The organism is Nostoc sp. UCD121, assembly GCF_014222285.1.
Classification (GTDB): Bacteria; Cyanobacteriota; Cyanobacteriia; order Cyanobacteriales; family Nostocaceae; genus Nostoc.
Window position 1 is genome coordinate 1 of the sequence record NZ_JACKZS010000026.1, and the last position, 13,373, is coordinate 13,373.

At 40.5% G+C, this 13,373-nt stretch carries 10 protein-coding genes; 4 read left to right on the plus strand and 6 right to left on the minus strand.

Annotation, left to right across the window (positions count from 1 at the left end; all coding sequences use genetic code 11):
* Positions 1-1,575, minus strand: a 1,575-nt coding sequence (locus GNF10_RS08305) for a response regulator (RefSeq protein WP_185607137.1), incomplete at its 3' end; no start/stop codon positions are given.
* Between the two features lie 184 nt (positions 1,576-1,759).
* Here GNF10_RS08305 and GNF10_RS08310 point away from each other — a divergent pair.
* Positions 1,760-2,164 (plus strand): NIL domain-containing protein, encoded by a 405-nt coding sequence (locus GNF10_RS08310; protein ID WP_012411079.1) that lies wholly within the window; start codon positions 1,760-1,762, stop codon positions 2,162-2,164.
* A gap of 24 nt (positions 2,165-2,188) precedes the next feature.
* On the opposite strand, the gene GNF10_RS08315 is transcribed toward GNF10_RS08310, so the two are convergent.
* Positions 2,189-3,256, minus strand: a complete 1,068-nt coding sequence (locus GNF10_RS08315; protein ID WP_185581491.1) for a DUF3616 domain-containing protein — start codon at positions 3,254-3,256, stop codon at positions 2,189-2,191.
* A 287-nt stretch (positions 3,257-3,543) separates the two neighbouring features.
* Here GNF10_RS08315 and GNF10_RS08320 point away from each other — a divergent pair, with 287 nt between their 5' ends.
* On the plus strand, positions 3,544-4,527 hold the full coding sequence (locus tag GNF10_RS08320) for a CHAD domain-containing protein (protein ID WP_185581617.1): 984 nt from the start codon (positions 3,544-3,546) through the stop codon (positions 4,525-4,527).
* Positions 4,528-4,767: 240 nt separating this feature from the next.
* Here GNF10_RS08320 and GNF10_RS08325 read toward each other — a convergent pair whose 3' ends face one another.
* The 4 genes from GNF10_RS08325 to GNF10_RS38425 all read right to left on the minus strand — a co-directional run bounded on the left by GNF10_RS08325 (position 4,768) and on the right by GNF10_RS38425 (position 11,099).
* Positions 4,768-8,079 carry a GAF domain-containing protein gene (locus GNF10_RS08325; protein ID WP_185581618.1) on the minus strand — a complete coding sequence of 1,104 codons (3,312 nt, stop codon included), beginning with the start codon at positions 8,077-8,079 and terminating at the stop codon, positions 4,768-4,770.
* 254 nt (positions 8,080-8,333) lie between these two features.
* Positions 8,334-9,521 (minus strand): TRC40/GET3/ArsA family transport-energizing ATPase, encoded by a 1,188-nt coding sequence (locus GNF10_RS08330; RefSeq protein WP_185580873.1) that lies wholly within the window; start codon positions 9,519-9,521, stop codon positions 8,334-8,336.
* Positions 9,522-9,935: 414 nt separating this feature from the next.
* Positions 9,936-10,766 (minus strand): peptidoglycan-binding domain-containing protein, encoded by an 831-nt coding sequence (locus GNF10_RS08335; protein WP_185580874.1) that lies wholly within the window; start codon positions 10,764-10,766, stop codon positions 9,936-9,938.
* A 198-nt stretch (positions 10,767-10,964) separates the two neighbouring features.
* On the minus strand, positions 10,965-11,099 hold the full coding sequence (locus tag GNF10_RS38425) for a hypothetical protein (protein WP_260445861.1): 135 nt from the start codon (positions 11,097-11,099) through the stop codon (positions 10,965-10,967).
* A gap of 70 nt (positions 11,100-11,169) precedes the next feature.
* On the opposite strand from GNF10_RS38425, the gene GNF10_RS08340 reads away from it, so the two are divergent.
* Entirely contained in the window at positions 11,170-12,357 is a 1,188-nt protein-coding gene (locus tag GNF10_RS08340) for an anion transporter (RefSeq protein ID WP_185580875.1), read from the plus strand.
* Positions 12,358-12,428: 71 nt separating this feature from the next.
* Entirely contained in the window at positions 12,429-12,974 is a 546-nt protein-coding gene (locus tag GNF10_RS08345; protein WP_185580876.1) for an RNA 2'-phosphotransferase, read from the plus strand.
* The last annotated feature ends 399 nt before the right edge of the window (positions 12,975-13,373 follow it).

The following is a 13,373-nucleotide window of genomic DNA, read 5'->3' on the forward strand; positions in this document are numbered from 1 at the left end:
CCTCTGCTCCCCTGCTCTTCTACCTCCCTGCGTCACACGCTGCCGTAATTTCATTCGTTCTAAGCGATTGACGATCCTAGTTACAAGTTCTGGCCCGACAATGGGCTTGCTTACAAAGTCATCAGCACCAACGCTAAACACCTGATTTACCATCTCGGCATCGCTATGAACAGTGAGGAATAAGATGGGTAACTCACTCCAGTGTGAATCGTTGCGTACCAATCGACAAAGCTCTATCCCATTGATATAAGGCAATTCCACATCTAAAATCAGCATATCTGGGGCAACTGCTTCTAAAGTTTCCCAAAACTGAAGCGGATTTTCAAGAGCGATCGCTCTGAGTCCCCAAGGGCTAAGTAAGGTTTGCAACAATGCCTGAATTTGCGGATCGTCATCCACAACCAATATTTTAGTTTCTGCATCGGAATGATTTTGCAGTGGTTGCGTCATTGTTTCTACTTGCGGAATTGGTGATACAGATATTGCCCCTGCATCGTTTCCCTCTATTTCTCGACGCAATAAATTTACCCAACTTTGGAGGTTGCCAATCTCAGATTTACTCAAGATTTGACCAGAACTCAGCAGCAGTTCGATATTGCGGGCCAATTTTGAGCCAAGAGGTAAGCCAAAAGTTCCTAAAGATCCTGCCAAAGTATGAGCTTCTTTGGCTGCAAGGGAGAGTAATTCGGGATTTAAACTATTATTTTGATTTAAAGTTGCGATCGCTTGCTCTAGCACCCTCACCTGCTGCTCCACCCGCCCTTGAAATCGTTGCCAAATTTCTGCAACTGCCATTAGCGCTTGCTGCTGTGATTTGAGATTAGAGACTGGCGATTTTACCCTATCTACTTCCCCACTGCTCCCCTGTTCCTCTGCCCCTCTGCCCCTCTGCTTATCCTCTTCCAGAGGTTTCAGACGATAGCCAATACCATAAACTGTTTCAACCAAATCACCGGGCGCTCCTACAGCTTTAAGTTTGTGTCGTAACCCTTTGATATGAGTGCGAACAGCTTCTTCTTGGGGAGTATCTTCATAAGACCAAAGATGTTCTAAAATCATGCCACAACTAAACACCCGACGACTATTTCGCAAGAATAGTTCTAACAGAGCAAACTCTTTTGGGGTAAGCGGGAGCAGATTTCCAGCATAAATCGCTTCACAGCTACTAGGGTCTAGCCGCAATTTCCCAGACACCAGAACAGGTTGCGAGGTTACGGCTGGGCGACGCAACAGCGCTCTCACACGAGCAACTAACTCTTCTATATCAAAAGGTTTAACTAAATAATCGTCTGCACCTGCATCTAAGCCGATCGCTTTCTCATGACTACTATCGCGACCTGTCATCAACAATATCGGCATTTGCAGACCATTAGACCGGATTTTACGACAAAGACTAATGCCATCCAGCTTGGGCAAAACTACATCCAGGAGAATCAAATCATAATCGTAAGCTTGAATAAAATCCCAAGCAGCATCGCCATCAGTGGCAACTTCAACCGCATAGTTTTGGTTGGTCAAAAGGTTGGTCAGTGTATATGCATTTAACTCGTCATCTTCTACAACTAATATTTTCATGTTAAAAGCTTTCCAAGTTAAAATGGATACAACAAATAACAACTAATAAACTTAAATTGGAAAAAAAAATATAGTGCTTTTTAAATAATTAAACCACATCATTCCCTACTCCCTACATCGTCTAAATCTTTCGAGCCATAAAACTTCCAATACGCTACAACAGAAAAAACCCTCTGCTAAACCTGTGAAAAAACGAGTAACACTAACCTTCCCGAAACGCGCCGTGCAAATGCCAGTCACTTATGTACTGGCCAAAGAATTTAACGTCGCTGCTAATATTATCCGTGCCCAAGTTGCCCCAAATCAAATTGGTAAACTAGTAGTGGAACTAGCGGGAGATATCGATCAACTAGATGCTGCCATTGAGTGGATGCGATCGCGCCATGTTAACGTTTCTTATACTTTAGGCGAAATTGCGATCGACGAGGATGTCTGTGTCCATTGTGGCTTGTGTACTGGGGTTTGTCCTACCGAAGCTCTCACTCTCCACCCAGAGACATACAAACTGACATTCACGCGATCGCGTTGTATCGTCTGCGAACAATGTATCCCCACTTGTCCCGTACAAGCTATCTCCACTAATCTTTAACAATCCAAAAACCAAAATTCATCTTCATTCCATCTTAAACACATCCGCTATTACAGCACCATCACCCACCAGCCTACTTTTTGCTGGAGAGTCATAAACTACCAATAGTGAAGGTATACCAGCCACATCCTGAAACAGCGTCATTCCCTCAGCATGATCTTCCCGATTTCCAAATGGAATATCCTGGACAAAATCTGGATTGCTAAAGACATTTTCTCGCAGATTCACACCATTTACCCAACGATAAATTTGTACGGGCCCATCTAAATCCATCGTTGGGCCCGCTAAAATCAACAAATCTTTCCCATCTACACATAAATCCCGAATTCCCAAACCATTCAACCAGACAAAATGCTTTTTATATAATTCCTTTGCTTCCCCAATTTGCCGTAGTTTTAAAATTCCAGCACTAGAATCTTCTAACTCAATTTCTAGCACCATAGCCCAACCCCGTAAGACAGGGCCACGCAAACCCAAAAAAATCCGATTTTGATAAACGCCTATTCCTTCAATATCAAAGCCATTATCTTTTCCTGGAATTGATGCCTTAATAAACAAGCCTAAATGAGGATCATCTGCCAAAGCTGTCATCAGCAAATTACCCTGTTCCGTTACCTCTACTTTTGCGGCATTCAACTGCACATCTGGATTTTGGGGATGTGGACAAGATGAGAATAAGCTACCGTCTATTAAAGGAATCCGTCCTAAGACGTAACGATTAGGTTCTGATTCAATTTTTGCTAGCCGTTTCAAGTTTTGTGCATCCGTCTTATCAGGTTTAGGCTTTTTACGTTTGTAGCTATGAGAACCAACAAACCATAGATAATCATCAGTGTAAGTAAGTCCCTCTATGTCTATTTCTTCATTTTCTGGTGCAGGTAGATTGATAAATTCTGCTACCCGAAATTGTTGATGGTCTGTAAATTTATCAGTATCAACTAAAGACAGACGCTCAATAGTTGAAGTTTCATCTGACCCTAACCATAAATACTTCTGATGTGTTAGCAGCAATGCTGACAAATCTTCTCTATGTTCTTTAAAATTATCTATAAAAGTCAAGATAACTTGATTCAGTAAATGTGAGTTTGGCATTCTAAATCATCCTGATGATTGGAAAAAGGTTAATCATGCTAACATAATAAATTATTTATATAAAAAATATTAAATATTATCAGCTATCGTACATATTAAATCGCAAAGGTGAATCGGCTTTTTAGACCTTTGGTAGATAGTGTATATTACTATTGATAGTTGCATACTATCAATAGTAATAAAGAGCGGAACAACTTCATTGAATAAAAAATATATTGAAACTAGATATAAATTTTTAACTAATGTTATTATGCAATAACCTCATGAGGTAGTAATTAAGCTCAATTATGAAATTAGCCACACAAACCACGGTAAAAACTCTAGGGGACTACGCCTACCAAGCGATTCAAAAACACTTTAAGAAAACCTTGAAGTGGGAAAAATCAGTAAAGAAAGATGAAGATCCGGAAGCGCTTCATCAAATGCGAGTAGGAATGCGTCGTTTACGCACGGCTGTAACTAGGTTTGGACTAGCAATAGATGTACCAAAACCAATCAGCGATAAAAATATTGGTAAAATAGCCCGTCGTCTTGGTAATCTGCGAGATTTAGACGTACTCAAAGAAAGTTTGGAAAACAATTACAAACCAAACTTACCCCACAAAGAACAAGAATCTTTACAAACAGCTTTCAACGCTTTAGCTAAACAACGTGAAGATGTAGCATTAAGTGTACAGAAAACGTTAAAAGATGAATCTTATAAATCTTTAAAAGAGGCATTAGATAAGTGGTTAGACAAACCAACTTATCAACCATTAGCATCTATTACTATCCAACAAGTACTACCAGATTTACTTCTGCCAGAAGTGAGTAATTTCTTATTACATCCAGGTTGGCTAGTTGGTACTCAACTTGTGGAAGCAGAGATACAAATCCAGAAGAATTGGGAACCAGAAAAGATAGAAAAACAATTAACAACACAAGGCGAAATTCTGCATAGTTTGCGAAAAGAAGCTAAACGTATACGCTACCAGATGGAGTTATTTACAGACTTATATGGTGAGTCTTACGGAGCTTATATGACAGAAGTGAAAAATATCCAAGAAATTTTGGGTACGATGCAAGATAGTGCAGTCTTAACTGACTGGCTTGAAAAGGTATTTAAATCAGAAATTAAGACTGAGTTGCCTACCCTTGCTAGTTTGTTAACTGAAAATCGTTATCAGTCGTGGCAGCAGTGGCAACCCTTGCAAGAACGGTATTTGAAAGCTGAAACTAGGCATAGCTTTCATTTAACAATATTGCACCCACTTTCAGGAGTAATCAAGTGAACTACCCCAATTTACCGAGTACGGTTGAAGTTGGGGCTTCTGTAATCACGGGGGAGTGCCTAAACTTAGACTGAGGGTGGGGAATTCCGCCGAATTAGTTAAAAGTTGCTCTTTTCGGACTTACGCAAAACTACACGCGGTAGGGTCAATTGATGAATTGCCCCTACAATGCTGATGTATTTCTCATCAAAGAATGATTTCTTCTGCTGCTTTAAGCTTTACTGTGGAAGTTAATTTTCTCTAAGATTTGGTAATTTGGCTCACCGGAATTTCAATCCAAAATTCTGTACCTAACCCTGGCTCAGAATCACATTTCAACACACCACCGTGTTTATCTACGACAATTTGATAACTTATTGATAACCCCAAACCAGTGCCTTTTCCCACTGGTTTAGTAGTGAAAAATGGGTCGCAGATTCTTGCTTTCAGAGCTTCGGGTATTCCTGAGCCATTATCTGTAATGCGAATTACTACGCTCTTGATATTGCCTTCAAGCTCTCCAAGAGCAGTACGAATGGTAATTTGACTGTTATGAAGTGTTGATGGAGATTCTCTGTAATCTTCAAGAGCATCGATCGCATTACTTAAAATATTCATAAATACTTGATTCAGTGGCCCGGCATAGCATTCTACTAAGGGAAGCTCGCTGTATTCTTTGACTAATGTAATACCCGGACTTTCTGGTTTTGCTTTCAAACGATGTTGCAAAATTAGCAAAGTGCTATCAATCCCCTCGTGAATATCAACCGGCTTCATTTCTGCCTCATCAAGGCGAGAGAAATTCCGTAAACCCAAGACAATCTGACGGATGCGATCAACCCCAATTTTCATGGAAGATAGAGTTTTCGGCAAATCTTCGATGAGAAATTCTAAGTCGATCTCGAAGGTGCGATCGCGAATCTCAGGGCTAGGATTAGGTGTATTTTGTAAATAGAGGTCTAGTATACTCAGTAAATCTTGGGCGTAATTGTTGACATGATTGATGTTGCCATAAATGAAGTTGACGGGGTTATTAATTTCGTGAGCAACACCAGCTACCAGTTGACCTAATGAGGACATTTTCTCAGTTTGGATCAGTTGGGTTTGAGTTTGCTTTAAATCATGCAGAGCTTGAGTCAGCTTTTCTGTCTGCTCTTTGGTTTGATTATGTAATTGGGCTTGTTTGAGTGCAACCCCAAGCTGATTGGCAATTTGAGTGATAAACTTAATTTCCGAGGGTTCCCAATGGCGGGGTGCAGAGTTCTGATAAGCTGCTAACAAGCCCCATAGCTGCTGCCCGATAAATATAGGTGCGATCGCATAAGCCCTTGCTTGAATTTGCTCTAGAACTGAAATATGGCATTGAGAATGTCCAGCTTGATAAATATCATCCACTGAAAAGGTTTCATTGTGACGATATCGACCACCTTGGGTTTCTTGCAAATAGCTATCTTGCCAAACTGTCTTAGTATCATAACCTACTAGTTTTACCCAGCGATCGCTCACAAACTCGGCAATATATTCACCACTCCAATCAGCCTGAAATTGAAAGACTGCAACTCGATCTGCTTGGAGTGATTTACATATTTCTTGGGTGGTTGTCTGAAAAATCGCATCTAGATCGAGAGATTCTCTAACTTTGGCGACAACTTCAAACAATACCCGTTGTTGTTCTGCTGCTTGTTGTAAATTTAACGTCTGTTGTCGTGTCTGAGTGAGTAATTCAGCTTGCTGGAGTGCTACACCCATTTGGGCCGCAATCTGGCTGAGAAAATTAACTTCAGAGGCTTTCCATTGTCGGGGGCCGGTGTGTTGATAAGTTGCTAGCAAACCCCAAAGTTTTTGCCCAACAAAGATCGGAGCAAGCACAAAAGCGTGAATTTGAAACTGCTCTAGATTGTCGATATGACACTTAGCAAATCCCATCTTGTAGATGTCATCGACTGCAAATGTTTCATTCTTGCGGTAGCGTCCTCCCTCCGTATCTTGTAAGTAGGTGTCATTCCATACTGTATTAATACCTAGTTCTGACTCATTCGACCAATATGGACTAGCAGCCTCGAAATCTCCGACAAATTCACCACCCCAATTAGAATCGAAACGATAAACAGAAACGCGATCGGCTTTGATTAATTGACAAACCTCTTTAGTAGTGGTTTGAAAAATGGTATTTGTGTCCAGAGATTCTCGAATCTCGGCAATAACCTTAAACACAGCTTGTTCTTGTTCCGATGATCGTTTTAACTCAACTGTGCGTCTTTTAACTTGTTTTTCTAAATTTTCATTGAAGACTTGTACTTGTTGCTGTAATTCATATTGCTGAATTGCTGAAGCAAAGTGTTTACCTAGATTTCTAGCCAGTTCAATCTCTTCATTCGTCCATTTTTGAGCTTGTGCTTTTTTAGATTCGCGCCAAACCTCAAACGATCGCCGGGGGTACAGTTGCCTTTGATCGCTGCCATACTGTCCTGCCCATAGAGTCTCTGTATCTACTTCATTGCGGAAAATGCTTAAGTAGCCCAGCAATTGCTGACGATACTGGAGTGGGATTGTCAATATACCGCGAATTTTAGTTGGTTGAAAAGCAATTTGTAAACTTCGCAACTCAGGACTATTATATATATCTGAAATTGCCCAAACATCGTAGTTGCCAGACTTATAGTGTTCTTGCCAGATACCATACTGCTCTATTAGTGGATATATAGTTTGTTCTGGCATCACAGGTTGCTGTCCACAGATAAAAAGCTTGATACAAGTATTTCCTGGTATTAAGCATTCTGTTAAGCTGGTCATGTTGCCATTGTTAAAATCAAAAGCTTCATTTCTAATGCAAAGCCTGCCACCAACACCATTAAAGGCAGTAACAGCCGCTTCTAAAGCTGGTTGTAATACAATGGTCGGTAGTGAATGCAGCAGAGTAGCAATGCGGTTAATGATAGTTTCTTGTTCGGCTGTTTTGCGGACTTGAGTGAGCAGAGTACTTTGAGCGATCGCTACAGAGAGTTGCTCTACCACCATTTGCACTGCTTCTAGCTCATATTCTGAAATCAAACGCGCTTCAGAATTATGAGAAACCAGTAGCCCCCAAAGTTGATCTTGATAGAGAATAGGCGCTACCACAGAGGATTTTACCCCCATTGCCGTCAAATATTCAATATGGCAGGAGTCTACAGAGCGGTAACGGATCTGCTCTGAGACAGTTTCTCCATTATCCAAGTCGCGTAAGTGAATTTGACCAATTTCTTGAGTATCAACATTCACAACAGAACGCACTCGTAATTTTATAAATAGCTCACGGGCGCTGAGTGGAATATCGTCTGCGGGGAAATTCAGCCCCAGTAATGACGGTAAACGATTATTGTAAATTGACTCAGCAATGACCTGACCACTACCATCGGCATGAAATTTGTAAATCATCACTCGGTCAGTTTTTAGTAGCGATCGCACCTCTGCCGTTGTGACTGTGATAATTTCTTCTAACTCTAAGCTTCGGCGGATACGGTTTGTAATCCGGCGTAGTAAACTTTCTTCCTGGCTATATAAAGGCAAATTTGGTTCAGGATGGGAGGTCATCGCTTATAGAAAAATAAATTAGTAGTTTGCAAAATGAAATTATTAATTCTAACAACATTGTGAAATTTATTTCATCAATTTGTCTTCAGTAAAACTACGGTCTAATTACTAGTGAAAATATTTATTTGCCTTATATAAAAATTCATCAAAAAATCATAAAAACAGACGCTAAAATTGCGTCTGTACTAGCTATTAAGATAGAGTTATTGCTTGTTAGTTATAACTTGTTGTTGACAGAGAAACATTCAACAAAATTAAACTCTGGTGTTGTCAGCAAAGCGGATTTTTAGATAGTCATCTTCCATCTTTGCCCCTCCTGGTTGTAGCGCTGCTAAGGCTTGTGGCAAAACTAAGTTACGACGATGGTTGCCAATAGTAATATTTAATTCGTCTCCGGTTTTACTTAGTTGAACTTGGTCTTTAGGAATACCAGGTAGATAAATTTCTAAGCTGTATTGGTTTTCGTCTTGCACGACTCTAAGAGTAGTTTCTTTGTAATAAACCTGAGTCGGATCTTCATCTTTATAAAGAGTTTCCTTGAGGCGTTCCAATGCAGCTAATCCACACATTTCTTCAGAAAATAGGGGAACTTCTTTCACAGGTAGAGGGTGGAAATTATCATGAATTTCCTGGCGATATTGTTCCTGATTTTCCTTCCAACGTTGGAAAAAGGGATCTTGGACAACGCTTGGAATAATCCGATTAGCCACTACTAAATCTGTTGCAACATTATACAAACTTAGATAAGCATGGGCACGCAGAGACTCTTTAATCACCATCTTTTCAGGGTTGGTGACTAGACGTACAGAAGTTTGGGTATTGTCTGTTAATACTTTTTCTAGAGCTTCAATTTGTTCATAAAACTCATAAGGTGCATCCATTACCTCTTTATCGGGTAGCGAAAAACCAGCAATTGGTCTAAAAAATGGTTCAACCAGAGGGCGAAGTGCTACCGAGATATTTTGAAATGGTTTGTAAAAACGGCGCATATACCAACCACCGACTTCAGGTAGACTCAGCAAGCGTAGTGCAGTGCCAGTAGGGGCTGAGTCGATAATTAATACATCAAACTCACCTTCATCATAATGGCGTTTCATCCTTACCAAGCCAAAAATCTCATCCATGCCGGGTAAAATCGCCAATTCTTCCGCCTGTACGCCGTCTAAACCCCTCGCCTGTAAAACTTGGGTAATGTAACGCTTTACAGCACCCCAGTTTCCCTCTAGTTCTTGCAGCGCATCTAGTTCTGCACCCCATAGATTTGGACGAATTTTTTGGGGTGCGTGTCCTAGTTCTATGTCAAAACTATCAGCTAGGGAATGAGCCGGATCTGTACTTAAAACCAATGTCTGATAGCCTAGTTCTGCACAACGGAGCCCAGTTGCAGCAGCGACGGAAGTTTTGCCCACGCCGCCTTTACCAGTCATTAAAATTACACGCATAGATGCTTTTATCCTGCCTGAGAATTTTTTACATTTATTTACATTATCGACTGTTTAACGAAAATAAATGTTGTCTCTAGGCATTAACAGCGTCTAAATCTAGGGCGTGATCGCGGCAAAAGCCTTGCGCCCCCTAATGTATAGTCTATTTAGCTGAAAATCGCTGTAATTCTCAGCCAGTTTCGTTTTTAGAACTGCGATCGCAAATATCCACATCCATTTGAGAGGATGTTTGAAAAGTCATTTTGTCGGTATCAAAAGTTCTAGATTCTCCTAAATCTTCCCTAAAAAAGGTGGGTTAGGGGGGATCTCAAAGTGCCTAAAGTCACAGCAAAACACTTTTCAAACAACCTCTTAGTCTCACCACCAAGGCTACTAGAGGCTTTGGAAGTTCTCCAAGAGCGATCGCTTTGTTTACTTTTTATTCCAGAGACTTAAAAATGCTTGAGAGATAGCTGGGGTAATCTGACTTTGTAAGTGATTTAGTGCATCACGATGGTTTTGATTGTTGTCGTCATAATAAATGAACAAATTCGTCAGCTTGATAATCTCAGGATTTTGGTCGTTTGTCCCTCTCCATTTGTTGGTAACTTTATGTAAAACGTCCTTGGGTAGGTTTTGTTGTAAGTTATTTAACGCTGCGATGTAAGAAGGATTTTGAGGATTCTTTTTGAACTGGAAGCACAAATCTATCAGCTTGAGTTGTGATTGTGGCGGGGTTGGAGGCTTATCTGTTAGGTTAGGCTGCTGTAGAATTTGACGCTGTTCAAAAGTGGCAATGCCATTTTCAGTTAAACCCTGAGATTTCTGAAATTTCTTGACTGCTGTATAAGTGGCTGGCCCATAAAAAGGCTTGTCTGGAGGAATTTCGGCAGGGGTTGCAAAACCGTGAAACTTCAATCTATTTTGAAGCCCTTTGACTGTCTCTTCCATTACAGTTCGAGTCTCAGCATCAGCGTTACCATTTACCACAAGTTTTTTTGAGTACTGCTTCTGAAACTTTTTAATCGCTTCTTCAGTAAGATCGTCTGTCAATGAGTTGTTATTGCGCTTCCAGGGAGCGAATTTAGTGAGATCCGGCTTCGGATCAATCTCAGGGGCTAAATATCCCAGCCCGATCAAAATATGACGGATGACTTCAGGGCTACTAATGGCCATGCTCTTCGATTCCTTTGCTACTAAACTACCATTTAATGTATCTGGTTTTACAAAAATTAAGTAAGTAGAGATAAATAAATCTAACATATCTTATTTGCCAGGCGTTCCAAACGTTAAGCGATGTGTCACACCAAGTTGCTTTTCTAGAAGAGGTTCGGCGTAAGTAACTAAACACCTGGACAAAGAAAAGTGGTTTTAAGTCTTGGTGAGCGATCGCGATCGCTTATTCTCAACTATTGATGATGATACTACGTGCTAAGGGCATACATCTTAAGTGACATACTCCTACACTTCGCACTCCTTCGGTAACGCATCAACGAAGCGTGAAAGCACTTGATTGGTTAAATGTATTTTTAGCAGATATTCAGGATCTATGGCTGCGATCGCAACTCTTGCCTTAATTTTCTTCTGGTTTTTCATGCCCGAAACTAAATCTACAGCCTATCCGGTAAGCTCTAAATCGGGGCTTGCTACGTTTAGGGAATGAGCAATGATAGTTTTGCGATATCTCGTGATTATTATCACTTACATCGGGCTAGGATTAGGATACTTGCCCGGACTGCGGATGAATCGGGCGACGATCGCTATTGTTGGTGCTGCCTTCTTAATGGCATTGGGAGTACTAGATTTGCCTGCGGCGTGGGGTGCGATCGACTACAAAACACTAATTTTTCTATTTGGCATGATGATAATCAGTGCCAATCTCGCTGCCTCTGGTTTTTTTCAGTTTGCCCTTGATTATACAATCCGCCGCATCCACAGCCCATTTGGGTTACTGGTGGTGTTAACTTTTGGTAGTGGCATCCTCTCAGCACTTTTCCTCAATGATACTATTGCTCTAATTTTGACACCTTTAGTAGTTGGTATTACCCAATTGCTCAAGCTTAAACCTATTCCCTATTTGCTGGCGCTAGCAGGTGCAACCAATCTCGGTTCTGTTGCCACCTTGAGCGGTAATCCCCAAAATATCTTGATCGGTTCCTTCTCTGGCATTAATTATCTAGACTTTGCGAAAGCCTTAACACCACTTGCGTTGATTTGTTTGACGATTCAGGTAGGTTTATTGTGGTGGTTATATCCAGAGGTGCGATCGCTTCGTCCTTACTTAAAAGTAAAACCCCCGCGTTATCACATCTTCAAGCCACTGTTAATTAAAAGTCTATTGATTACCACCGGATTACTAGTAGCATTTTTAATCGGAATTCCTACTGCTGAAGTTACCTTAATTGCTGCCGCACTATTATTGGTAACGCGCCGCCTCAAGCCTGAACGAATTTTACAAAAGGTAGATTGGGATTTGCTATTAATGTTTTGTGGACTGTTCATCCTTACCGAGGGTGTGCAAAAACTTGGTTCCTTAGAATGGCTTTCTCGTTTTGTTGACAATCCCTTGAGCATTTTGGGGATAACAGCGTTGCTATCAAATTTAGTGTCTAATGTACCGGCTGTACTGCTACTACATCACCTAATTCCCCATCCTGACACCCGCACTTGGCTACTACTAGCGGCGGCTTCAACACTGGCAGGAAATCTCACCCTGCTGGGTTCAGTGGCAAACTTGATTGTGGCGGAGGCTGTTGCCAAACAGGGATATCGACTCACTTTTGGGGAACATTTGCGATTTGGGCTACCGTTAACTGTTATCACCTTGATACTTACCTATTTTTGGATTGCTTAAAATCATCAATGAAAATCGTAATGTAATATATAAATACATATCTGTAGTATACGTATATCAATCACAAGTAAATGAGTGATTCTCGCCTCGTCAAAATCAGCAAATATCTCAGCAAATATCTGCGACACACACCGGATGCAATTGGAATTAAACTTGCTCCTGGTGGTTGGGTTGCTGTTGATGAACTAATTACCGCTTGTGCCAAAAATAAGTTTCCAATTACCCGTCAAGAATTAGAGGCAGTAGTAGAATCTAGCGAGAAACAACGTTTTTCTTTTGATTCGACAGGTACTCTGATTCGAGCTAACCAAGGACATAGTGTAGAAGTCGATTTACAGTTAGAACCTGTTATTCCGCCAGATAAGCTTTATCACGGCACAGGACACAAATCTGTGGATTCAATTATGGAAACAGGGCTTTGCAAAATGTCACGGCATCACGTCCATTTATCCAAGGATATTGCAACAGCACAAACTGTTGGTGCAAGACATGGAAAACCAGTGGTTTTTGCTATATCTGCTGCCGCAATGCATCAGGCAGGTTACATCTTCTATTGTTCTGATAATGGTGTTTGGTTAGTGGATCGTGTACCACCTGAGTATCTCCAAAAAATTTGAATTTTTATCGGTTGTTAATAGTGATTTAGAAATAAACACTTGTAGAGAGGGCGATTTATCGCGTCTCAAAAACCAAAATTTTTTGCGAGTAGCCCTTAAATGAACTGTGTTGGGCTATAAAGATAGCAATCAATTATGTTATATATAGATACAAAAAAGTCCGCGAAAGCGGACTTAAATAAGGGCTTCTGTCACTTTTTCGGCTACAATCATGTATGAATCATGATGCTTTTATTGTTAATGATCGACCAAAAAAAATCAAGATATTTCAGCTAGATTAATGGACATATTTGCTGGAGTTATATCTTTTCACAAATACTCGAAATGATTAAATTTTAATTGTATAAAATGATTTTTATTCTTATTTTGTTTTCATGAAAAACGAATTTATAATAACAC